The sequence below is a fragment of the Phytohabitans sp. LZ39 genome, from assembly GCF_059359075.1.
In genome coordinates this window covers 175011-196643 of sequence record NZ_JCADBM010000020.1, presented here as the reverse complement: position 1 = coordinate 196643, position 21633 = coordinate 175011, and the positions used below count along the sequence as shown (strand labels likewise).

Genomic DNA, 21633 nt, shown 5'->3' with positions numbered 1-21633 from the left:
GCCTGGGTCAGCCGAGCCGCCGCCTTGGTACGCGGAAGCTGCGGGCGCGGGCCCAGCCGGCGGGGCAGCTCGCGCACGGCGAACCGGCTGGGGCGGGCCGCCGGAGGATGGGCGCGGACGGGCGCGATAAGCACGATAGCGGCCAATCATCGGCTCGCGGGTGGTCCACGGGGCGTTGGTGGGCCATCACCAACTGCCACTCCCGCCTAGCGTCAGCTGCTATGCCCCCGATTCCTACGCGCGTCGGCGTGTACATCGACGGTTACAACCTCTACTACGGCGGGCGCGCGGTTTGCGGCCGGAGCACGCCCGGCTGGCGGTGGCTCGACCTGCGTGCGCTGGCCACGTCGCTGGTGACAGCGCAGCGCGGCTGGGCCGGCGCCACGATCGACCGCATCGTCTACTGCACCGCCCGCATCGACGCGGCCACCAACCCGGGTGGAGCGGCCGACCAGGATCGATATCTAAAGGCCCTGGTCGCGACGAAGAGCGTCGACTTCATCGAGTACGGGAACTATGTCGCGAGAGTCAAGTACGCCCCACTCGCTATCAAGGGCCCTAACGGTGTGCCGATTCTCGTCAGGCCAGAGTGGCCCGTGAAAATCGTTGCCGGGATTGGTGCACCAGATCCACAAGCCATGTTCATGGTGTCCCATCGCCATCAGGAGGAGAAGGGCACCGATGTCAACGTCGCCACCCATTTGATGATGGACGTCCTCGAAGACCGTGTGGATGGTGTGGTGGTGATCTCCAACGACAGTGACCTGCGGTTACCGGTGCAGACCGCCCGTCGGCGGGTGCCGGTGGGCCATGTCAATCCGCGCTCTGGTCTGTTCGCCGGCGACCTGGCTGGCAGGAAGGACGACGGTGTGGGAAATCATTGGTGGCGAAGGCTCAACGCATTGGACTACCTTCGCCACCAACTGCACGATCCGGCCGCCGGCTACGCGAAGCCGATTGGCTGGTGAATGGGTGGCATCAACGCGCGCGACCCGCTAGACTGTTCGTATCACTCACCCGGTCCCTTGTGGGCCGGGTCTTTCTTTGTCTCCGGTCAGGGGAGGCGGATGCGGGCGGCCTCTATGCGGGCCAGCGTGCGCTCCTTGCCGAGCACCACCAGCGACTCAAACAGCGGCAGCCCCACGCTCCGCCCGGTGACCGCCACCCGCACCGGTGCCTGGGCCTTCCCCAGCTTGAGCCCGCGCTCGGCACCCACCGCCTCGAGAGCGGCCTTCAGCGACTCGGCGTCCCACGAGGGCAGGGCGGCGAAGGCGGCGGCCGCGGCGTCCAGGAGGTCGGCGGCGCCGTCCTTCATCGCCTTCGCCCAGGAGGCCTCGTCGATTTCGGGTGACGGCACAAAAAGGAAGTCGACGTTCGGCACGATCTCGCTCAGCACCGCGATGCGGGTCTGCGCGAGTGGCGCCACCGCGGCGAAGGCGGCCGGGTCGAAGTCTTCCGGGCGCCAGGGCGGCGGCGGGATCGTCTCGGTGCCGGTGAGCCAGGGCTGGCAGGCGGCCGAGAAGGCGGCCGTGTCGAGGGCGCGGATGTACTCGCCGTTGAAGGCGCGCAGCTTCTTCTCGTCGAAGAACGCGGGCGACGGGTTGACCTCCTCGAGGCGAAACTCCTCCTCGATCACCGACCACGGCACGATCTCCCGGTTGCCGCTGGGCGCCCAGCCGAGCAGCATCAGGTAGTTGCACATGGTGTCGGCGAGGTAGCCCTCGTCGCGGTATGCCTCCAGCGCCACCTTGTCGCGCCGCTTCGAAAGCTTCTGGCGCTTTTCGTTTACCACGACGGGCACGTGCGCCCAGATCGGCGGCCGCACGCCCAGCGCGTCCCAGAGCAGCTGCTGCTTCGGCGTGTTGGGCAGGTGCTCCTCGGCGCGGATGACGTGGGTGATGCCCTGGGTCATGTCGTCGACGACGTTGGCGAGGAGGAAAACGGGGGAGCCGTCGCCGCGGGCGATGACGAAGTCTTCCAGCAGCTTGTTTTCCCAGGTGGGCTTGCCGCGGATGAGGTCGATCACCACGGTCTCACCCTCGTCGGGGGTGCGGAAGCGCAGCGCGCGCCCGGGCCCGGCGGTCAGGCCCCGGTCGCGGCAGAAGCCGTCGTAGCCCTGGTACTGCGAGCCGGTGCGGGCCTGCACGTCCTCTCGGGTGCAGTCGCAGTAGTAGGCGCGGCCGGCCGCGTACAGCTTTTCGGCGGCGGCGCGGTGCTCGCCCGCGTTGGCGGACTGGAAGTACGGGCCCTCGTAGCTGCCGCGCGCGATGCCGATCCAGTCGAGCGCGGTGAGGATCCCCTCGGTCCACTCCGGGCGGTTGCGGGCGGCGTCGGTGTCTTCGATCCGCAGGACGAAGGCCCCGCCGTGCTGCTTCGCGTAGATCCAGTTTTGCAGCGCCGAACGGGCACCGCCGACGTGGAACATACCGGTCGGAGAAGGGGCGAAGCGCACGCGTACCGTCACGGCACCGAGCGTATCCGTACCACGAAGACGCTGCCGAGGAGGGTGACGACGGCGGTGAGCGCGTACAGCGTGGGATAGCCGCCGAGGTGGACCACGATCGGCGCGGACATGGCCGGCCCGAGCACCTGCGGCGCGGAGTTGGCGATGTTGATGACGCCCAGGTCCTTGCCGCGGTCGGTGGCGCGGGGGAGCACCTGTGTGATCAGCGCGGCGTCGACGGCGAGGTAGACGCCGTACCCGGCGCCGAGCAGCACCGCCGCCACGATGGCCATCGACCACAGCGGCCAGATCGCGAGCAGGATCGCCGCCACCGCCATGATCACGCCGGACCAGATCACGAAGATCTTGCGCCGGCCGGAGCGGTCGGAAAGGCGCCCCGCCACGACCGCGGTGGCCATCATCCCCGCCGTGTAGATCAGGATGAGGACGAGCAGCCCGCCCTCGGGATCGTGGTACTTCACCCCGTCCTGGAGGAAGTACAGCAGGTACAGCGTGCCGAGCGCGTTGCCGACCTGTACGAGGAAGCGGGTGCCCCAGGCCCAGGCGAAGTCCGGGTACCGGCGCGGGCTGATCCACATGCCGGAGAGCACGTGCACCCGCGGGCGGTACGCGCGGGGCAGCGGGTCGTCCGGGGTGAGGAGGGCGAACGGCAGCGCCAGGATCAGCACGGCCACCGCCACCGCGTAGTAGCCGGTCTTGTTGTCCGTGAAGATCGCGGTGACCAGCACCGCGCCCACGACGAGGCCGAGTGACTGGGGGATCCCCACCCAGCCGGACACGCCGCCGCGCTGGGCCACCGGCACGCGGTCGGGGATGGCCGCGGTGAGCGTCGCAAGCGCCGCGTTGAAGCACACCTGCGCGGCGACCCAGCACACCGCGACGCCGACGATCGTGCGCTGCTGCCCGAGGACCGCGAGCGACGCCGCACCGAGGACCGCGCTGGAGAGCGTCCACACGTGGCGCCGCCCGTAGTCCCGGTTGCCGATCCGCGGGGACGTACGGTCGGAGAGCGCGCCGGCCAGCGGGTTGGCGATGACGGCCGCGAGCGCGCCGAGCGCGGTCACCCAACCGAACATCGCCTCCTTGTTGGCCGGGTCGATCAGCTCCACCTGGTTGGGCAGCAGCACCTGGATCGGCGTGAAGAACGCCATCCACACGCCCAGGTTGGCGCTGAAGACGAGCGCGATCCAGCTCCGCCGCACCGGTGTGGTCGGCTCGGCGAGTGCGGCGGGAAGCTCGACCCCGGTCGTCATCGGGAGGCTCTGATGAGGTCCCGGTACCAGGCGTACGAGGTCTTCGGCGTGCGCACCTGCGTCTCGTAGTCGACGTGCACGAGGCCGAAGCGCTTGGTGTATCCCTCGGCCCACTCGAAGTTGTCCAGAAGGGACCACACGAAGTAGCCGCGAACGTCCACACCGGACGCCATCGCCGCGCGCACCGCTCCGATGTGACCGTCCAGATAGGTCACCCGCTCCGGGTCGTCGATCCCGTCGTACGCGCAGCCGCTCTCGGTCACGTGGATCGGCGGGAGCGCCTCGCCGTACTCATCCTTGAGCCACGCCAGCAGCTGGCGCAGCCCGTCGGGCACGACCGGCCAGCCGAACGCCGTCGTCGGATACCCCTCGACCGGCACTATCTCGAACGGGAGTGGGCTGTCCGGAGTGGACGGCGCGCGTACCGAGGTGGGGTTGTAGTAGTTGACGCCCAGCGCGTCGAGCGGTGCGGCGATCGTGTCGAGGTCGCCGTCGCGCACGACCGACGGGTCCAGCCCCAGCTCCGGATAGCCCCGCCCGAGCAGCGGATCGGTGAAGAGGCGGTTGTGCAAGGCGTGGTAGGCGGCCGCAGCCTCGGCGTCTCCGTCACCCACCGGCCAGACGGGGGAGTAGTTGTTGGCGATGGTCACCGCGCCGGCGCCCCGTGCGCGCAGTGTCGCCACCGCCAGACCGTGGCCGAGCAGCTGGTGGTGGGCCACCGGGAGCGCGCCGAAGAGCAGGGTCTGGCCGGGCGCGTGCTCGCCCGTGGCGTACCCGAGGGTCATGTGGATGAAGGGCTCGTTGAGCGTGATCCACATGCGCACGCGGTCGCCGAGCGCGTCCGCGACGAGCCCGGCGTAGTCGGCGAACCGGAAGGCTGTGTCGCGGCTCAGCCAGCCGCCCTTGTCTTCCAACGCCTGCGGCAGGTCCCAGTGGAAGAGGGTGACGACCGGGTCGATGCCCTTGGCGAGCAGCGCGTCGACGAGGCGGTCGTAGAAGTCGACCCCTGCCGCGTTGGCCGGGCCGGTGCCGTCGGGCTGGATGCGCGGCCAGGCTATCGAGAACCGGTACGCGTCGATGCCGAGCCCCGCCATGAGGTCGACGTCTTCCGGATACCGATGGAAGTGGTCGCACGCCACGTCACCGGTGCTGCCGTCGGCGATCCGCCCCGGCTCGTGGGAGAAGACGTCCCAAATGGACGGTCCGCGCCCGCCCTCGGCGGCACCGCCCTCGATCTGGTACGCCGCCGTCGACACACCCCACGTGAAGGCCATCCGCCGCTCCCTAGGATCCGCCGTGCCGGGGCGGCGACGGCGTGAAAACGCGAAAGATCCTCGCACTCTAGTCTGCGACGCTGACCTCCGGGAACCCCTTCGTCAGGGCCGAACGGACCGACCTTTCCAGCGGGGCGAACGGGGTCACCGTATCGCCCTCCCACACGCCCTCGATGCGACCGTCGACCACGAGCACCGGCGAGATCCACCCCTGCGGGCGGGAGACCTTGGCCTTGTTCGGCCCGGTCACCACCCGGTCGGCTTGGCGCAGGCTGGCCACCGTGTACGGGTCGAAGGCCGGCAACAACCGCACCGACAAGGGCCGTTTCTTCGCCACCTCGCCGGCCAACTCGGCCACCAGCGCGCCGCCGTCGACCTCGACGAGCTGGTCGGCCAGCCGCGCGAACGACTTCTTCGCCAGCGCCGGCTTCAGGTCGAACCAGCGGCTGAACTCGTCCGCGGTCGACGGGCCGTACGTGCCCAGGTACGCCAGCGTCAGCGTGTCGATCGCCGCCTCGGTGTCCACCTCGTCCCACTCCCGCAGCCAGGCGCGCGGCGCGACGAACGTGACGTTGCGCCCGCGCGGCGGCCCCGAGCAGAGCAGGCCGCGAAACGCGAGCGGCTTGAGCACCGCGCCGAAGCCCTGGGTGAGGGGCTCGCGCAGGTCCTTGTGCCGGGTGGCCTTGATGATCGCGCCGGCCAGCTCCTCGCGGGTGAGTGGCTCGCCGCCGAGCACGTCGGGCATCGCGGCGATGATGTCCGCCATCTGCTCGGCGGTCACCCCGTGGTAGCGCAGCCAGGAGCCGGTGGTCTCGCGGGTGCGGGTGGACATCGCGGCCACCCACGTCGGCAGGTCGGCGGCGGGCAGCAGATGCAGGGTGCCGCGCGCGGCCCAGGTCTTGACCAGCCGCTTCGTCTCCCACAGCTCGGCGTCGACGCTCTCGGCGGTGGCGCCGCCGGCGACCCGCAGGTCGAGCGCGGTCACCGCGGAGGCGGCGAGCTGGGCGTGCACCCCGCTCAGCCGCCGCGCCGCCGTCACCGCGTCGTCGGCCGGCGAACCGCCGAGGAACTGCCGTTCGATACGCCAGCGGAGAACTTGCTGCCAATTCATGATTTATCCCAATACGCCCGGAACACTGTGCGATCCACCGCGGCCCGCCAGCCGGGGTCGCCGGCGTCGGTGCGCAGCGCGGTGAGTGCGGCGATCGCGCCCTCCACCAGGTCGGCCCAGTCGTACGGGGCGCCCGCCACGCCCTTCTGCATGAGGAACGCGAGGCCGGCCGAGTTGCTGATCGCCCAGCCATCCCGCCGGGGCGCGCGCCGCCCGGCGTCGCCGCCCTGGTCGCTGACCAGCCGCACGTGGAACGGGTAGCCGACCTCGCCGCCGGGCTTGGTGACGGCGATGTGTGCGCTCGCCGGCTCGGCACCGAAGATGTCGCGCAGGAACGACGGCGCCGGCGCTTCGAGGACCACCTCGACGCCGTCGCCGTACTCCCCGGGGTCGCCGCTGGCGGCGACCCCGCGGATGAGCTCGACCACGACCGACGGATCCCGCCGGTCGAAGACCACCCATTCCATGCGGCTCACCCGATCAAGGTAAGCCGCACGGAACAAACGGTGGGGTCAGCTGTCGCCGCCGGTCTCGCCGACCGGGGCGGCGTTGACGTCGTCGATCGCGTACTTCTTGGCCGCCTCGGCCGGCACCGCCGCCGGGATCTCCCCGCGGACGGCGAGCTGGCGCAGCGTGGCCACCGCGATCGACTCGGCGTCGACGTGGAAGTGCCGGCGCAGCGCGTGCCGCGTGTCGGAGAGGCCGAAGCCGTCCGTGCCGAGCGAGGTGTAGTCGCCGGGCAGCCACCGGGAGATCAGATCCGGCACCGCCCGCATCCAGTCACTGACCGCCACGACCGGGCCCGGCGCCTCGGCCAGCTTCGACTTGATGTACGGCGTGCGTGCCGGGCTGCCCGGGTGGAGCAGGTTGTACTCCTCGGTCTGCACGGCGTCGCGGCGCAGCTCGGTCCAGGACGTCACCGACCACACGTCGGCCGCCACGCCCCAATCCTGGGCGAGCAGCTGCTGGGCCTTGAGGGCCCACTGCATGCCCGTGCCGGAGGCGAGGATCTGCGCCTTCGGCCCCTCGACGCTGGGCGCCGGCGAGTAGCGGTAGATGCCCCGCTTGACGCCCTCGACGTCGAGGTTTTCCGGCTCGGCCGGCTGGAGGATCGGCTCGTTGTAGACGGTCAGGTAGTAGAAGATCGGCTCGGACTGCTCGCCGTACATGCGGTGCAAGCCGTCTTCGACGATGTGCGCGATCTCGAACGCGAACGCCGGGTCGTACGCCACGACGGCCGGGTTGGTCGCCGCGATCAGGTGCGAATGGCCGTCTTCGTGCTGGAGGCCCTCGCCGTTGAGCGTGGTGCGACCCGCCGTGGCGCCGAGCACGAAGCCGCGGGCCATCTGGTCGGCCGCCGCCCAGAACCCGTCACCGGTGCGCTGGAAGCCGAACATCGAGTAGAAGATGTACAGCGGGATCATCGGCTCGCCGTGCGTGGCGTACGAGGTGCCGGCGGCCGTGAACGACGCGACCGAGCCGGCCTCGTTGATGCCCTCGTGCAGGATCTGCCCGGCGGTCGCCTCCTTGTACGACAGGAAGAGCTCGCGGTCGACGGACGTGTACTTCTGCCCGTGCGGCGAGTAGATCTTCTGGGTCGGGAAGAGCGAGTCCATGCCGAACGTGCGGGCCTCGTCCGGAATGATCGGCACCCACCGCTTGCCGAACTCCTTGTCCTTCATCACGTCCTTCAGCAGGCGGACGAAGGCCATCGTCGTGGCCACCTTCTGCTTGCCCGAGCCGCGCTTGACGTCGGCGAACCGCTCCGGGCCCGGAATTCGCAGCGGGATCGTGGTCGTGCGCCGCGTCGGCAGGTAGCCGCCGAGCTGCTCGCGCCGCTCCCGCAGGTACTGCACCTCGTCCGACTTCTCACCCGGGTGGTAGTAAGGGGGCAGGTAGGGGTTGGACTCCAGCGCCGAGTCGGGGATGTCCAGGTAGAGGCGGTCGCGGAACGACTTGAGGTCGTCGAGCGTCAGCTTCTTCATCTGGTGGGTGGCGTTGCGGCCCTCGAAGTGCGAGCCGAGCGTCCAGCCCTTGATCGTCTTGGCGAGGATCACGGTCGGCTGGCCGGTGTGCTCGGTCGCCGCCTTGTACGCCCCGTAGAGCTTGCGGTAGTCGTGACCGCCGCGCTTGAGGTTCCAGATCTCCTCGTCGCTCATGTGCTCGACCATCTTGCGGGTGCGGGGGTCGCGGCCGAAGAAGTGCTCGCGAACGAACGCCCCGGACTCGGCCTTGTAGGTCTGGTAGTCGCCGTCGGGCGTGGTGTTCATGAGGTTGACCAGCGCGCCGTCGGTGTCGGCGGCGAGCAGCGGGTCCCACTCGCGGCCCCAGATCACCTTGATCACATTCCACCCGGCGCCGCGGAAGAAGGCCTCCAACTCCTGGATGATCTTTCCGTTGCCGCGCACCGGGCCGTCGAGGCGCTGGAGGTTGCAGTTGATCACGAAGGTCAGGTTGTCGAGCTCTTCGCGGGCGGCCAGCCCGATCGCGCCGAGCGACTCGACCTCGTCCATCTCACCGTCGCCGAGGAACGCCCATACGTGCTGGTCGGACGTGTCCTTGATGCCCCGGTGGTGCAGGTAGCGGTTGAACCGGGCCTGGTAGATCGCGTTGAGCGGGCCAAGGCCCATCGATACCGTCGGGAACTCCCAGAAGTCCGGCATCAGCCGCGGGTGCGGGTAGCTGGGCAGGCCGCGGCCCGGCCCCGCGTGCGAGAGCTCCTGGCGGAACCCGTCGAGCCGGTCTTCGCCCAGCCGCCCCTCCAGGAACGCCCGCGCGTACATGCCGGGGGAGGCGTGGCCCTGGAAGAAGATGTGGTCGCCGCCGCCCGGGTGGCTCTTGCCGCGGAAGAAGTGGTTCATGCCGACCTCGTAGAGCGAGGCGGCACTCGCGTACGTCGAGATGTGCCCGCCGACGCCGATCTCCGGGCGCTGGGCGCGGTGCACGAGCATCGCGGCGTTCCACCGGATGTAGGCCCGGATGCGCCGCTCGACGAACTCGTCACCCGGGAACCAGGGCTCCTGCTCGGGCGGGATGGTGTTGATGTAGTCGGTCGTGGTCAGGGGTGGGACCCCGACCTGGCGCTCGCGGGCGCGTTCGAGCAGGCTCAGCATGACGTAGCGGGCGCGTTTGGCACCTCGCTCGTCGATGACCGCGTCGAGCGACTCGATCCACTCGCGGGTCTCCTCGGGATCGATGTCGAGAAGCTGGCTCGGCAGGCCATCGCTGATCACCGGGCGCTTGCGTTCGGTAGCCACCAGCGCTCCCTCTGCATTGTGTGTGATGGGTCTCTGTAGCCTTCCATCCTGCCTTGCGCAAAGGGCTCCGTCACGCCTGGTGGACCCCTACGCGACGCTCGACACATGTACCGAGCGGTAACAAAGCGTCAACCTGGGAGGAACGAGAGCCGGACCTCCCGGGTGGGGTTGTCGCCGTTGGTGTCGACGAGGCAGATCGACTGCCAGGTGCCCAGCGCGATCCGCCCGGCGATCACCGGCAGGGAGGCGTAGGGCGCGACGAACGCCGGCACCACGTGATCCCGCCCGTGCCCCTTGGCGCCGTGCCGGTGACGCCACCGGTCGTCGGTGGGCAGCACCGCGTCGAGGGCGGTCAGCAGGTCGTCGTCCGAGCCGGCGCCGGTCTCGATGATCGCCACGCCGGCGGTGGCGTGCGGCACGAAGACGTGCAGCAGCCCGTCGCCCTGGCCATCGACGAAGGCCGCCGCCTCGCCCGTGATGTCGCGGACTGTGGCGCGCCCACCGGTCCGCACGGTGATCACCTCTGTGTGCATCGCGCCAGTATGTTGGACCCCGTGGAAAGCAAACCGGAAAACCGGTCCGTCACCGTCGTGTGTCGCCCGCGGCTCCTAGCCGGCGCGGAAGTGGCCGCGTGATACTCGACGCCCCCATCGTGGCCGTCACGGTATATCCGGACCGGGCCCGGGTCACCCGGCGGGGCAAGCTGCGGCCGCCCGCCGGCACGAGCACGGTCCACATCGGACCGCTGCCGCTCGGGCTGCACCGCGACTCGGTCCGGGTCGGCGGCCACGGCCCAGCCACCGTGCTCGGCGTCGATGTGGTCGTCCGCCACCAGGCCCGCTCCGCCGACGAGACGGTCGCCGAGGTCGAGGAGGCCCGCCGGGCGGTCGCCGCCGAGCTGGTCGAGCTCGCCGACGCCGAGGCGGTGGAGATCCAGCGCGCGGAGTTCATCACCACGCTGGCTCAGCGCGCCGCCTCCACCTATGCCCGCACGGTCGCCGCCGGCGAGTCCGACCCGGCGGCCGTCGCCGCGTTCGCCGACTCGACCGCCGAGCAGCTCGCCAGCGGCCAGGCCCGCCGGCGAGACCTCACCCGCCGCGCCGCGGAGGCCCGCGACCGGCAGGCCGCGCTCGACCGCCGGCTCGCCCAGCTCACCGGCAAGCGGGCGCCGGACCAGCTGGCCGCCGCGGTCACCCTCGACGTCTCCGCCGAGGAAGGTGTCGAGCTGGAGCTGTCGTACGTGGTGGGCGGCGCCGGCTGGGAGTCCACGTACGACGTGCGCCTCGACGACGAGCGGCTGGCGGTCACCTGGTTCGGGCTGGTCACCCAGCACACCGGGGAAGACTGGCCGGAGTGCGAGCTGGTGCTCTCGACGGCCCGCCCGGCGACCACGACGACCGTGCCGGAGCTCGACCCCTGGTACCTCGACCGGATCCGTCCGCTTCCGGTCGCGCGGGCCGTGGCCGCGTACCGGAGCAAGGACATGATGCGGGCCGCGGCGGCGCCCGCCCCGGCCTCGGGCGGGGCGGTGACGGATGCCTTCAGCGAGGAGGAGTTGGCGCTGCTCGGCGAGAGCACCGGCGTGGTCGAGCAGGGCATCGCCGCGGCTACGTACCGGCCGGAACATCCGGTGGCGGTGCCCGCCGACGGCTCGTCCCACCGGGCCACCGTGGCGGTGCTCGAGCTCGGCGCGCGGCTCGACTACGTGACCGCGCCGGCCCAGTCGCCCGACGCCCACCTGCGCGCGACCGCGGTCAACACCTCGGCCCACACGCTGCTGCCCGGTCCTGCCTCGGTCTTCCACGACGCCGACTTCGTCGGTAGCACCCGGCTGGAGACCTGGGCGCCGGGCGAGGAGGTGGAGCTCGCCCTGGGCCTCGACGACCGGATCCGGGTGGAGCGCAAGCTGACCCGGCGTTCGGCCACGAAGGCGGCGCTCGGCTCGACCCGGCGCCGCGAGGTGGAGTACCGGACCACGGTCGCCAACCACACGCCCCGACCGGCCAACGTGACGGTGCTCGACCAGATCCCGGTCTCCCGTGACGAGGGGATCACGGTGCGGGCGTTCAAGGTCGATCCCAACCCGGCCGACCGCACCGACCTGGGTGTGCTGAGCTGGAAGCTGGAGCTGGCCCCGGGCGAGACCAAGGAAGTGCACATGGGCCTCCGCGTGGAGCTCGCCCGGGGTGTGGAGATGTCCGGCTGGCGGGAGTGATCCAGAAAGCGTTCGACGTCGAGGTCTCTGCCGTTCCGTGGTCTTGAGACCCCTCGGATATTTGAGCTACCGCGATGCTCGTCGTGGTCCAGGCCGTTGCTCCCGCGGCCTCACCCCGCCCGCCCTTCGGCTGCCGCTGCCCCAAGAGGGCAGCCCTCTTGAGGGCAGCCCTGCGAGTTGGGCTTGGCGCGCGGAGGCGGCAGCGGCGGCCGGGGATTTCGGCTCGCTCCGCGAGCCGCCGGCCGCCGCGGTCTCCGGCGGGAGCAGCGGTCCGCCGCTGACGCGGACCCGGGAAATCCCTCTGACGAACCCCTAGCCAAGCGGGCGCAGATACGTCTGGTGGAGGCCGGGCACCCGGTCCTCGATTGTGTACGAAGCGCGCGTGTAGACCGGCGCGCCGGGCGTGGTCACCTGGGGTACGACCTTGAAGTCGGCGTCCAGCCGGTCTGCCCTGATCTTGGTGGAGACGTACCCGCGCTGGTTGTTGTAGAAGCGCAGGTGCGGGTTGATCGCCAGGAACGGGTGGGTCGCCGGGTCGGAGTCGGCGCCGTTGCCGCCCGACGTGATCGAGGAGCAGACCAGCTCGGATCCCACCGTCCGCGAGGTCGGGTCGGCGTAGTCGAGCTTGAGGTCGCTGGCCCAGTGCGCGTGCACGTCGCCGGTGAGCACGACCGGGTTGCGCACGCCGGCGGCGAGCCACCCGCGGGTGATCCGGTCGCGCGAGGCCGCGTACCCGTCCCAGGAGTCCTGGCTCGTCACGGTCGCCGGGCCGGCGTTGTTGTCCCGCTGCGCGAAGAAGACCTGCTGGCCGAGGATGTCCCAGCGGGCGGACGAGCGGCGGAAGCCGTCGAGCAGCCAGGCCTCCTGCTCCGGGCCGGTGATCGAGCGGGCCGGGTCGTACGCGGCCGGGCAGTCCTTGTAGCCGTCGCCGCAGCCCTGGTCGTCGCGGTACTGGCGGGTGTCGAGCATGTGGAACGTCGCCAGCCGGCCCCACTGGATCCGCCGGTACAGCCGCATGTCGATGCCGCGCGGGATCGAGGTGCGGCGCAGCGGCATGTTCTCCCAGTACGCCTGGAACGCCGCCGCGCGCCGGGCGAGGAAGTGGGGCTGCGGGACGTCGGGGTTCTCCGGCACCTCGTCGGCCCAGTTGTTGTCCACCTCGTGGTCGTCCCAGACCACCAGCCACGGCGCCGCCGCGTGCGCGGCCTGGAGGTCGGCGTCCGCCTTGTACTGCGCGTGCCGCTGCCGGTAGTTGGCCAGCGTCTCGGTCTCCGGGCCTTCGTGGTCGCGCGGGTTGCCACCCGGGATGTTGTACGTGTCCTTCGTGTACTCGTACTGGTAGTCGCCCAGGTGGAGTACCAGGTCCGGCTCCTCCTCGGCCAGTCGCCGGTACGCGGTGAAGTAGCCGTGCTCGTACTGCGAGCAGGAGACGAACGCCATCGCGAGTGCGCCGCCCAGCGTCCAAGGCGCCGGCGCGGTGCGGGTGCGGCCCACCGGTGAGACGTGGCGGTCGGCCTTGAACCGGTAGAAGAACTCGCGGCCGGGCGGCAGCCCGTTGAGCTCGACGTGGACGCTGTGCGCGGCCTGCGGGCGGGCGAGCGCCACGCCGCGGCGGACCACGTGGCGGAAGCGCTCGTCGGCGGCGAGCTCCCACTGCACCGCGACGGGGCGGTCGGGCATGCCGCCGAGGCCGTCTTCGGCGAGCGGCCGTGGGGCTAGGCGGGTCCAGAGGACGAAGCCGTCGTGGTCCGGGTCGCCGGAGGCCACGCCGAGCGTGAACGGGTCGGTCCGGAGTGGACCGCCGGAGGCCGAGGCCGCCGTGCCGGGCAGGGCGGCGGCGGCCGCGCCGGCCGCCACGCCACCGACGATGAGGGTACGCCGGGATATGGGCATCGTTTTCCTCCCCAGGGATCGACGAATACCGACCCCGGCAGCCTCACTGTTGATGTTGAACCCACGCCGAACAGGGCGTGTATTCAGGCCGGACGGATCTGGGTAGAAGCGGTTCATGCGCAGGTGGATCTGGTTCAACGCCCTCTCCCTGGTGATGTTTGGCGCTTTCTTCGTGTTCCTCCTGCTACAGAGCATTTTCGGGTGGCATGTACGCAACGAGGAGCTGGCTCAGTACGGCCACCCCGCCGACGGTTACTGGGCGTATCTCGGCACCGGACACTTCGTCGAGGCGGTCTTCGAAAACTGGGAGTCCGAGTTTCTCCAGATGGGCTCCTACGTGCTGCTGACCGCGTACCTCGTGCAGCGCGGCTCGCCGGAGTCCAAGCCGCTCGACGAGCAGGACCGGGCCGAGGACTACCCCGAGAAGGCCGGTCCCCACTCGCCCGCGCTGGCGAAGCGGCACGGGCTCGCGAACACGATCTACCGCAACAGCCTCTCCATCGCGCTGCTCGGGCTCTTCGTGCTCTCGTTCGTCATCCACCTGCTCGGCGGCACGGCCGAGTACAACGAGCAGCAGGCGTTGGAGAGCGGCGCGCCCCCGATCAGCGCGGCGAAGTTCCTGACCACCAGCGACTTCTGGTTCCAGTCGATGCAGAACTGGCAGAGCGAGTTCCTCGCGGTCGGCTGCCTGATCGTGCTCAGCATCGTGCTGCGGCAGCACGGCTCGCCGCAGTCGAAGCCGGTGGTCAAGTCACACGCGCACACCGGCGAGTAGCCGCTGGAGCTGGCGCGGCGTGTGGCCGAGGTGGGCGCGCACGGTCCGTGTCAGGTGGGCCTGGTCGGCGAAACCAAGATCAAAAGCCAGGCGGGCCAGGCTCGACTCACCCTGCTCGATCCGGTCCAGCGCCGCGCCCACCCGCACCCTGTTGCGGTATCGCGTGAGCGGCGCGCCGACCACCGCGTGGAACGACCTGCTGAGCCGGTACGGCGACACGCCCACGAGCCGGGCCAGCGGCACCAGGCCGGCCGCGTCCGGGTGGCCCGCGCGGATCGCCTCGCGCGCCCGCTCGACGGTCTCCCGGTCGCCGTCGCCGGCGCTGTGTGCCGGCGTGCCGTCCAGCAGCTGGACCAGCCGCTCGGCCACCGCGAAGTCCGGGTCGTCGCCGTGCGTCTCGCGCCACAGCAGCCGGTGGGCCAGGTCGAGCCGGGCGTCCACGTAGATCGGCCCGGCATGCCCGCGCCACAGGTCGGGGCCGAGCCGGATCGACGTGCACTCGTCGCCGCCGTACGGGTGGGCGAAACGCTCCTCGTCTCCCGGTGACGTCGCGTAGCCCACCGTGCGGTCGGCGAGCACCTCGCCGCCCCGCCCCTTCCGGCGGAAGCCGCCGGAGCGGACCAGCACCACGCCGTACCCCGGGACGGGCTCGGGCGGCGACCACCGCGCGTGGTCGTCGCGGCAGGTCACCGCGCTGACGCTGAAGTCAGGGCGGTCGACCAGCAGCCGGGTGGCGCGCATGCGGCCAGCGTATGCCCGCAAGGATGTTCAAGACCGCCCCCGCCGGCCGGACGCAGAGTTGCCGCCGTGACCACACTCGACTCCCGGCCGCGCGCGGGGACGATGCTCGCCGTCCTGCTCACCGGCCAGGCCATGGCGTCGATGGACAACTCGATCGTGGCGGTCGCCGCGCCCGCCATCCGGGCCGACCTCGGCGGGAGCGGGGCGGTGCAGCAGCTGGTGCTGGCCGGGTACACGCTGGCGTTCGCCGTGCTCGTGGTCACCGGCGCCCGGATCGGCGCGCGGTACGGGTACCAGCGCGTGTTTTTGATCGGTTTGGGCGGTTTCACCGTGACGTCGCTGGCGTGCGGCCTCGCGCCCGGGGCCGCGTTTCTCGTCGCCGCGCGGATCGCGCAGGGCACAGCCGCCGCGATCATGACGCCCCAGGTGCTCTCGCTGATCCAGATCCGCTTGGACAGCGCGGCGCGGGCGCGGGCGATCGGCCTGTACTCGATGATCCTCGCCCTCGGCGTCGCGGCCGGCCAGATCGTCGGCGGCCTGGTGGTGAGCGTCGACCTGGGCGGGTTGTCGTGGCGGCCGGCGTTCCTCGTGAACGTGCCGGTCGGGCTCGTCCTGCTCGTGCTCGGCCCGCGCCTGCTGCCGGCCGGCACGCCCACGCCGGCACGCCTCGACCTGACCGGCGTGTGGCTGCTCTCCGCGGCGATGGTCGGCGTCGTTCTCCCGCTCGTGCTCGGGCGCGAACAGGGCTGGCCGGCCTGGGCGTGGGCCCTCCCGCTCGGGGCCGGCGCGGCGCTGCTGGCGGCGTTCGTCCGCCATGAGCGGCGGGTGGCGGCGCCGCTGGTCGACCTCGCGGTGCTGGCCGTACGCCCGGTGCGGCGCGGGCTGGCCGCCTGCTGCGCGGTGATGGGCTGCTACGCCGCGTTCCTCTTCACGCTGACGCTCCACCTCCAGGACACGCTGGGCTTCGGCGCGCTGGCGGCGGGGCTCGCGTTCGTGCCGTACGCGACCGGCTTCGCGACGAGCAGCCTGCTGGCCCGCCGCCTGCCCGCGCGGGCGGTGTCGGTGGTCGGCCCGCTGGCGTTTGGGGCGGCGGCGCTGGCGACCGCGGCCGTCGGGCGTACCGGCTGGCCCTGGATCGTCGGCAGCGGCCTGCTGCTGGTCGGCGGCGCCGGCCACGCGGCCGGCTTCACGCCGCTGGTCACCCGGATCTCCCCGCTCATCCGCCCCGAGCAGGCCGCGTCCTTCTCCGCGCTGGTGTCGACCGGCGCCCTGCTCGCGAGCGTGCTGGGCGTGTCCGCGCTCGGCGCGGTGTACCTGGGAACGGGGTCGTTCGCGCTGGTCACGGTCTTGATCGCGGCCCTGCTGTGCGGCGGCGCGGTGAGCGCCTCCCGGGCGTGAGCCGAGGCGGGCGGTGCCGCCCTGGGCCGTAGGGGCGGCGGGCGGTGAACGCCTCCCGGGCGTGGGGCGGCGGGCGGTGAGCGCGTCCCGGGCGTAGGTCCGGCGGGCGGTGAGCGCCTCCCGGGCGTGGGCCGGGCATTATGCGCGCCGGGCGGGCGGCGGGCGGCGACTTCCCGCGTTCCGGCCCGGCCGGGCCGGGGCCGGCGTCACCCTCATGCTCATGTACGCATCCACGCATCCATGGCGGTCCGCCGCCGTCGGCCTGTGCGGGGCAGCCGGCCTCGCGCTGGCGGTCGGCCTGGGCGCGGCCATGGAGACGGGCGCGCCCGCGCTCGCACTCGCGTCAGACGCCGTAGTGATGCCGTCAGCAACGCCGCTGACCGCGGAGCCGGCCACCACCGAGCTGGATGTCCCCGCCGCCGACGGCATCCGCGTCCCGATCCCGTCGTCCTCGCCTACCGCCGAGGCACCGGCCGCCGAGGATGATGCGGCCATCGCCCCGCCGGCGTCGTCCGAGCCTTCGCCGCCTGGGGTAGAGACCGCACCTGAGGTGGCGGAGGAGCCCGCCGCCGCGGAGAGCGCGGCAGCGCCTGCCGAGACCAGCCGGCCGCCGATGGTCGGCCCACCGATGCCCAGGAACGGCGACCGGGACTGCGCCGACTTCGAACGCCAGTCCTTCCCGATCGACCCGAACAACGACCCGGACAACCTCGACGCGGACGGCGACGGCATCGCCTGCGAACCGCCGCCCGGGTCAGGTGAGTCGGACGACCCGGACTGCGAAGACTTCAAGGAGCGGCCGTTCCGTCTCGACCCGAACAACGATCCGTACGACCTCGACCGCGACGGTGATGGCATCGCATGTGAGGCACCACCCGACGAGTGAATCCGGCGAGCGAGCGGGCCCGGCGCAATTGCCGAGGCCCGCTCACTTTAGGTGTCCCGTGTATGGGCGGTTCGTCAATGATTTGCGCACGTAAATATTTGTGGACCTATTTGTTTTGAGCGACGACCAACAATTCGTAACGCAATGGGCACGTTGGGCGAGATGCCCCAAAGGTGTTGCTTCCAGTCCTGCGGAGTACTAACGTCGATCTCCGTTGGCGCAAGGCAACCAAGGGAACCGGGCCTTGGCCAAGTGGTGGAGTGACGTTACCGACTGGGAGGCAGCCAGCACAACGTAGTGGTGCCTGACGTCATCCACATCGCCTAAACCAGAAAGCGGCCTTCCTTAAAGGCCGGCACATCGTCGTGCCCAAGAATGAAAAGAGGTTTGAGTCAGCGTGGCCGGACTGTTAGCTCGCGGCGTCCTCGTGATCGCGTCCGTCATACTCGCCAGCACGGCCGCCGTCGCGGCTCCAGCGGTCGCGGCTCCGGCCTCGGCCGTGTCGGTCGTGGTCGCGGCACCGGATAAGTGCTACCTGCATCCGGAATATAAGGGCCGGTGTATTTGGCAGAAGGCAACTGGCATTTGACAATCACAAATTGCACGACCCATGGACGGAAATACGCGACCTGCCACGCCCCACGCGTGGCAGGTCGTTTCGTGATCGCCTCCAGCGTGAGCCGGGCGCCGGAGTGGCCGGATCTGAGCGGCCGGCGGACGCTCCGGGTGGCCGGGGTTGGCTCCGGTCGGTAATGCTGTGCACCGTGACGACCCCTCAAGATTTGGATCAGCGCTTCCGAGAGGCGGTAGGCGGCCTGGCCGAGTCCGCGGGCGAGCAGGAGCCCGGCGCGCCGGTGCGTGAGGGCAGCGGGCTCACCGGGAGCGCCGCGCTCGACCTGTTCGACGCCCAGCTCACCAGCCGTCATCTTGACCTGGCGGGGCGCTGGCTGCGCAGCTTCGGCGAGGGGTTCTACACGATCGGCTCCTCGGGCCACGAGGGCAACGCCGCCGTCGCCGCCGCGCTGCGCCCCAGTGATCCGGCCCTGCTGCACTACCGCTCGGGCGGGTTCTACTGCGCCCGCGTGGCGCAGGCGATGCCGGTCAAGGACGAGGAAAACGGCGACGGCGCGGTCGCCGCCGCCGCGCGTGACGTGCTTCGGGGGATGGTGGCCTCGAGCCAGGAGCCGATCGCCGGCGGGCGGCACAAGGTCTTCGGCAACGCCGATCTCCACGTGATCCCGACCACGTCCACGGTGGCCTCGCACCTGCCCCGCGCGGTTGGGGTCGCGTTCGCGATCGAGCGGCTGCGGCGGCTGGGCCCGGCCACCCGTTCCACGCGTGCCGCGCGTCCCCAGCTCGACGCGCGGTCGCCGTGGCCGGCGGACGCGATCGCGGTGTCCTCGTTCGGCGACGCTTCGATCAACCACGCGAGCGCGGTGGCCGCGTTCAACACGGCCGGCTGGTGCGACCACTCCGGCCTGCGCCTGCCCTTGCTCTTCGTGTGCGAGGACAACGGCCTGGGCATCAGCGTCCGTTCACCGTCGGGCTGGGTGGAGGCCGCGCTGCGTGCGCGGCCGGGCATCCGGTACTTCGCCGCGGACGGGTGCGACGTGGCCGCGACGTTCGACGCGGCGACGGAGGCGGCCGCGTGGGTGCGGCGGCACCGGCGGCCCGCCGTGCTCCACCTGACCACCGTGCGACTGATGGGTCACGCCGGCGCCGACGCGGAGACCGCCTACCGCACACCGGGCGACATCGAGCGGGACGTGGCCCGCGACCCGCTCGTCGCCACCGCCCGGCTGCTCGTGGCCGCCAGCCTGGCCCGGCCGGACGAGATCGTCTCGCGCTACGACGAAGTGGGCTGGCAGGTCCGCAAAGTGGCCGAGGAGGTCCTCAGCGAGGCGAAGCTGGAGGGTCCGGCCGACGTCGCGGCCCCGCTGGCGCCCCGCCGGCCGGTACGCGTGGCGAAGGCGATCTCCGAGGCCGCCGCGCGGGCGGAGGGGCCCTCTGGACCGGCCCGGGACGCGGGCTTCTCCGGGCGGCTGCCGGAGGAGGCCGGCCCGCTCACGCTCGCCCAGACGATCAACGCGGCGCTCGCCGACGGCATGGTCGCCAACCCGAGCATGGCCACGTTCGGCGAGGACGTCGCGGTCAAGGGCGGGGTGTACGGGGTCACGAAGGGCCTGCGCGACCGCTTCGGCGCGTCCCGGGTCTTCGACACACTGCTGGACGAGACCTCGATCCTCGGCCTGGGGCTGGGTGCCGGCCTGAGCGGCATGCTGCCGGTCCCGGAGATCCAGTACCTCGCCTACCTGCACAACGCCGAGGACCAGATCCGCGGCGAGGCGGCCACCATGCAGTTCTTCTCGCGGGGCGCCTATCGCAACCCCATGGTGGTACGCGTCGCCGGCCTCGCGTACCAGGAGGGGTTCGGCGGCCACTTCCACAACGACAACTCGGTGGCGGTGCTGCGGGACATCCCCGGCATCGTGGTCGCGGTGCCGGCCCGGCCGGACGACGCCGCGCCGATGCTGCGCACCTGCCTCGCCAGCGCGGCGGTGGACGGCAGCGTGTGCGTGTACCTGGAGCCGATCGCGCTGTACCACACCCGCGACCTGTACGCGGAGGGTGACGGCGAGTGGCTCGCCCCCTACCTGCCCCCGGATGCCTGGTCGGCCGCTCATGTGCCGATCGGGCGCGCTCGCGTGTACGGCGTGGGTTCGGCCGAAGACATCACGATCATCACGTTCGGCAACGGGGTGCGCATGTCGCTGCGGGCCGCCGCCCGCCTGGCCACCGAGGGCGTCGGCGCGCGGGTGGTGGACCTGCGGTGGCTCGCCCCGCTGCCGGTGGCCGACATCATCCGCGAGTCCTCCGCGACCGGGCGGGTGCTCATCGTGGACGAGACACGCCGTTCCGGCGGTGTCGGCGAGGGTGTTTTGGCGGCTCTCGTCGATGGCGGCTACGTGGGCGCGGCGCGGCGAATCGCGTCAGTTGACTCGTTCATCCCGCTAGGTCCGGCCGCCCGTCACGTGCTCGTGACCGAAGATGCCATCACCCAGGGTGCCCGAGGGCTCTTGGCACGGTAAATTGCCTTCCACTCGGTGCGCCACTTGCGCGCGGCGACGCAACTGTGTGGACTACGCGCTATCGGCGGTTCACGCCGGGAGCTGTTGAGATGAGGAGGCATGCGACAGTGAGCGCGACCGCTGGTCAGGCCGCCGACGGCGTACGCAGCCTGGCGGACCGGTTCGGCATCGAGCCGGGGATGGTGGTCATGGAGATGGGCTACGACGACGACGTCGACGAGGATCTCCGCGACGCCCTTGTAGACCGCTGCGGGGAGCTGGTCGACGAAGACACGGACGAAGTCGTCGACGCGGTGCTGGTCTGGTATCGCGACGGCGACGGCGACCTGTTCGACCTGCTGGTACAGACGCTGACCCCCCTCGCCGACAGCGGCGTGGTGTGGTTGCTGACGCCCAAGGCCGGCCGGCCGGGGCACGTCGAGCCGAGCGAGATCAGCGAGGTGGCACCGACCGCCGGGCTCCAGCAGACGTCGACGGTCAACGCGGGTAAGGACTGGAGTGCGGCACGGCTGGTGACACCGCGCGCCGCGCGCAAGAAGTAGCCATCCCGCGTACGACCGGCGGCGCCCCCTCCCACGGACCGCCGGCCCGTCGCCATGCGCTCTACGAGAAGGGTTTCACCGATGCCGATCCCGGTGGGCGTGGAGGCGCCCGACTTCCTCCTGCGCGACCAAAACAACCAGGAGGTCCGCCTGTCCGACTTCCGGGGCGGCAAGAGCGTGTTGCTGGTGTTCTACCCGCTGGCGTTCACCGGCACGTGCCAGGGCGAGCTGTGCGAGGTGGCGGAAAACCTCGACGCCTACGCCAACGCGGAGGTCCAGGTCCTGACCGTCAGCGTCGACTCGGTCTACAGCCACAAGGTGTGGGCCGACCGGGAGGGGTTTGATTTTCCCCTTCTGTCCGACTTTTGGCCCCACGGCGCGGTCGCCCAGGCGTACGGCGTCTTCAACGCCGACCGCGGCTACGCCAACCGCGGCACCTTCGTCATCGACAAGGCGGGCATCGTCCGGTTCGCCGAGATGAACATGCCCGGCGAGGCCCGCGACCAGGCCGGCTGGCGCAAGGCGCTGGCTGAGGTGGAGGCCTGACCCGTCGACTTGCGCCGATCGCCAAGGGCAGGCAAGGTACGATTGCCGCCGCCTGGCCTCACAGCCGGCGTCGGGGCGCGTAGCTCAGCGGAAGAGCACTCGGCTTACAACCGAGGGGTCGCAGGTTCGAACCCTGCCGCGCCCACCAGGCCAGCGGAGCCCTCCCGCCAGGGGCCGCGACGAGTGGCC

17 protein-coding genes and 1 tRNA gene are annotated in these 21633 nt (G+C 71.2%); 9 read left to right on the top strand and 9 right to left on the bottom strand.

Features of this window, described 5'->3' with window-relative positions; genetic code table 11:
- The first annotated feature begins 248 nt into the window (after positions 1-248).
- Positions 249-968, top strand: coding sequence for an NYN domain-containing protein (locus tag AC5L36_RS32715; protein ID WP_441222627.1), 720 nt, complete (start codon positions 249-251; stop codon positions 966-968).
- Positions 969-1054: 86 nt separating this feature from the next.
- Here AC5L36_RS32715 and gltX read toward each other — a convergent pair whose 3' ends face one another.
- The 7 genes from gltX to AC5L36_RS32680 form a co-directional block, all read right to left on the bottom strand.
- Complete coding sequence (gene gltX, locus AC5L36_RS32710; protein ID WP_441222626.1) at positions 1055-2464, bottom strand: glutamate--tRNA ligase; 1410 nt, start codon at positions 2462-2464, stop codon at positions 1055-1057.
- A complete protein-coding gene (locus AC5L36_RS32705) occupies positions 2461-3717 on the bottom strand; it encodes an MFS transporter (RefSeq protein ID WP_441222625.1) in 1257 nt (418 codons plus the stop codon). Before AC5L36_RS32705 ends, gltX begins: the two co-directional genes overlap by 4 nt.
- Positions 3714-4991: a GH1 family beta-glucosidase gene (locus tag AC5L36_RS32700; RefSeq protein WP_441222624.1), complete on the bottom strand. Its 1278-nt coding sequence runs from the start codon at positions 4989-4991 to the stop codon at positions 3714-3716. Before AC5L36_RS32700 ends, AC5L36_RS32705 begins: the two co-directional genes overlap by 4 nt.
- Positions 4992-5058: 67 nt before the next feature.
- A complete protein-coding gene (locus AC5L36_RS32695) occupies positions 5059-6102 on the bottom strand; it encodes a winged helix DNA-binding domain-containing protein (RefSeq protein WP_441222623.1) in 1044 nt (347 codons plus the stop codon).
- Positions 6099-6578, bottom strand: a complete 480-nt coding sequence (locus AC5L36_RS32690) for a hypothetical protein (protein ID WP_441222622.1) — start codon at positions 6576-6578, stop codon at positions 6099-6101. Before AC5L36_RS32690 ends, AC5L36_RS32695 begins: the two co-directional genes overlap by 4 nt.
- A gap of 36 nt (positions 6579-6614) precedes the next feature.
- Positions 6615-9359: a pyruvate dehydrogenase (acetyl-transferring), homodimeric type gene (aceE, locus tag AC5L36_RS32685; RefSeq protein WP_441222621.1), complete on the bottom strand. Its 2745-nt coding sequence runs from the start codon at positions 9357-9359 to the stop codon at positions 6615-6617.
- A gap of 128 nt (positions 9360-9487) precedes the next feature.
- Positions 9488-9892, bottom strand: coding sequence for a YjbQ family protein (locus AC5L36_RS32680; RefSeq protein WP_441222620.1), 405 nt, complete (start codon positions 9890-9892; stop codon positions 9488-9490).
- Positions 9893-10011: 119 nt separating this feature from the next.
- Here AC5L36_RS32680 and AC5L36_RS32675 point away from each other — a divergent pair, with 119 nt between their 5' ends.
- Complete coding sequence (locus AC5L36_RS32675; protein WP_441222619.1) at positions 10012-11574, top strand: DUF4139 domain-containing protein; 1563 nt, start codon at positions 10012-10014, stop codon at positions 11572-11574.
- Positions 11575-11886: 312 nt separating this feature from the next.
- On the opposite strand, the gene AC5L36_RS32670 is transcribed toward AC5L36_RS32675, so the two are convergent.
- Positions 11887-13467 carry an alkaline phosphatase D family protein gene (locus AC5L36_RS32670; RefSeq protein WP_441222618.1) on the bottom strand — a complete coding sequence of 527 codons (1581 nt, stop codon included), beginning with the start codon at positions 13465-13467 and terminating at the stop codon, positions 11887-11889.
- Positions 13468-13582: 115 nt separating this feature from the next.
- On the opposite strand from AC5L36_RS32670, the gene AC5L36_RS32665 reads away from it, so the two are divergent.
- A complete protein-coding gene (locus AC5L36_RS32665; protein ID WP_441222617.1) occupies positions 13583-14242 on the top strand; it encodes a DUF6766 family protein in 660 nt (219 codons plus the stop codon).
- Here the strand turns inward: AC5L36_RS32665 and AC5L36_RS32660 are convergent.
- The gene (locus AC5L36_RS32660) at positions 14219-14983 is read right to left on the bottom strand and encodes an AraC family transcriptional regulator (protein WP_441222616.1); all 765 of its coding nucleotides are present in this window, start codon (positions 14981-14983) and stop codon (positions 14219-14221) included. The genes AC5L36_RS32665 and AC5L36_RS32660 overlap by 24 nt on opposite strands.
- Positions 14984-15049: 66 nt before the next feature.
- On the opposite strand from AC5L36_RS32660, the gene AC5L36_RS32655 reads away from it, so the two are divergent.
- The 6 genes from AC5L36_RS32655 to AC5L36_RS32630 all read left to right on the top strand — a co-directional run bounded on the left by AC5L36_RS32655 (position 15050) and on the right by AC5L36_RS32630 (position 21592).
- Positions 15050-16381, top strand: a complete 1332-nt coding sequence (locus tag AC5L36_RS32655) for an MFS transporter (RefSeq protein WP_441222615.1) — start codon at positions 15050-15052, stop codon at positions 16379-16381.
- A 220-nt stretch (positions 16382-16601) separates the two neighbouring features.
- Positions 16602-17267, top strand: coding sequence for a hypothetical protein (locus AC5L36_RS32650; protein WP_441222614.1), 666 nt, complete (start codon positions 16602-16604; stop codon positions 17265-17267).
- Between the two features lie 752 nt (positions 17268-18019).
- Positions 18020-20356, top strand: a complete 2337-nt coding sequence (locus AC5L36_RS32645) for a thiamine pyrophosphate-dependent enzyme (protein WP_441222613.1) — start codon at positions 18020-18022, stop codon at positions 20354-20356.
- Positions 20357-20463: 107 nt separating this feature from the next.
- Positions 20464-20898 (top strand): DUF3052 domain-containing protein, encoded by a 435-nt coding sequence (locus tag AC5L36_RS32640; protein WP_441222612.1) that lies wholly within the window; start codon positions 20464-20466, stop codon positions 20896-20898.
- A gap of 81 nt (positions 20899-20979) precedes the next feature.
- Positions 20980-21444 carry a peroxiredoxin gene (locus tag AC5L36_RS32635; protein ID WP_441222611.1) on the top strand — a complete coding sequence of 155 codons (465 nt, stop codon included), beginning with the start codon at positions 20980-20982 and terminating at the stop codon, positions 21442-21444.
- Positions 21445-21517: 73 nt separating this feature from the next.
- Positions 21518-21592: transfer RNA gene (locus AC5L36_RS32630), tRNA-Val, on the top strand.
- The last annotated feature ends 41 nt before the right edge of the window (positions 21593-21633 follow it).

Excerpts from the sequence above, each read along its gene's own strand:
- AC5L36_RS32705 (WP_441222625.1), bottom strand. The coding sequence starts at position 3,717 with ATGACGACCGGGGTCGAGCTTCCCGCCGCACTCGCCGAGCCGACCACA.
- AC5L36_RS32650 (WP_441222614.1), top strand. The coding sequence starts at position 16,602 with ATGTACGCATCCACGCATCCATGGCGGTCCGCCGCCGTCGGCCTGTGC.
- AC5L36_RS32670 (WP_441222618.1), bottom strand. The coding sequence starts at position 13,467 with ATGCCCATATCCCGGCGTACCCTCATCGTCGGTGGCGTGGCGGCCGGC.
- AC5L36_RS32695 (WP_441222623.1), bottom strand. The coding sequence starts at position 6,102 with ATGAATTGGCAGCAAGTTCTCCGCTGGCGTATCGAACGGCAGTTCCTC.
- AC5L36_RS32665 (WP_441222617.1), top strand. The coding sequence starts at position 13,583 with ATGCGCAGGTGGATCTGGTTCAACGCCCTCTCCCTGGTGATGTTTGGC.
- AC5L36_RS32680 (WP_441222620.1), bottom strand. The coding sequence starts at position 9,892 with ATGCACACAGAGGTGATCACCGTGCGGACCGGTGGGCGCGCCACAGTC.
- AC5L36_RS32700 (WP_441222624.1), bottom strand. The coding sequence starts at position 4,991 with ATGGCCTTCACGTGGGGTGTGTCGACGGCGGCGTACCAGATCGAGGGC.
- AC5L36_RS32635 (WP_441222611.1), top strand. The coding sequence starts at position 20,980 with ATGCCGATCCCGGTGGGCGTGGAGGCGCCCGACTTCCTCCTGCGCGAC.
- AC5L36_RS32645 (WP_441222613.1), top strand. The coding sequence starts at position 18,020 with ATGCTGTGCACCGTGACGACCCCTCAAGATTTGGATCAGCGCTTCCGA.
- AC5L36_RS32660 (WP_441222616.1), bottom strand. The coding sequence starts at position 14,983 with ATGCGCGCCACCCGGCTGCTGGTCGACCGCCCTGACTTCAGCGTCAGC.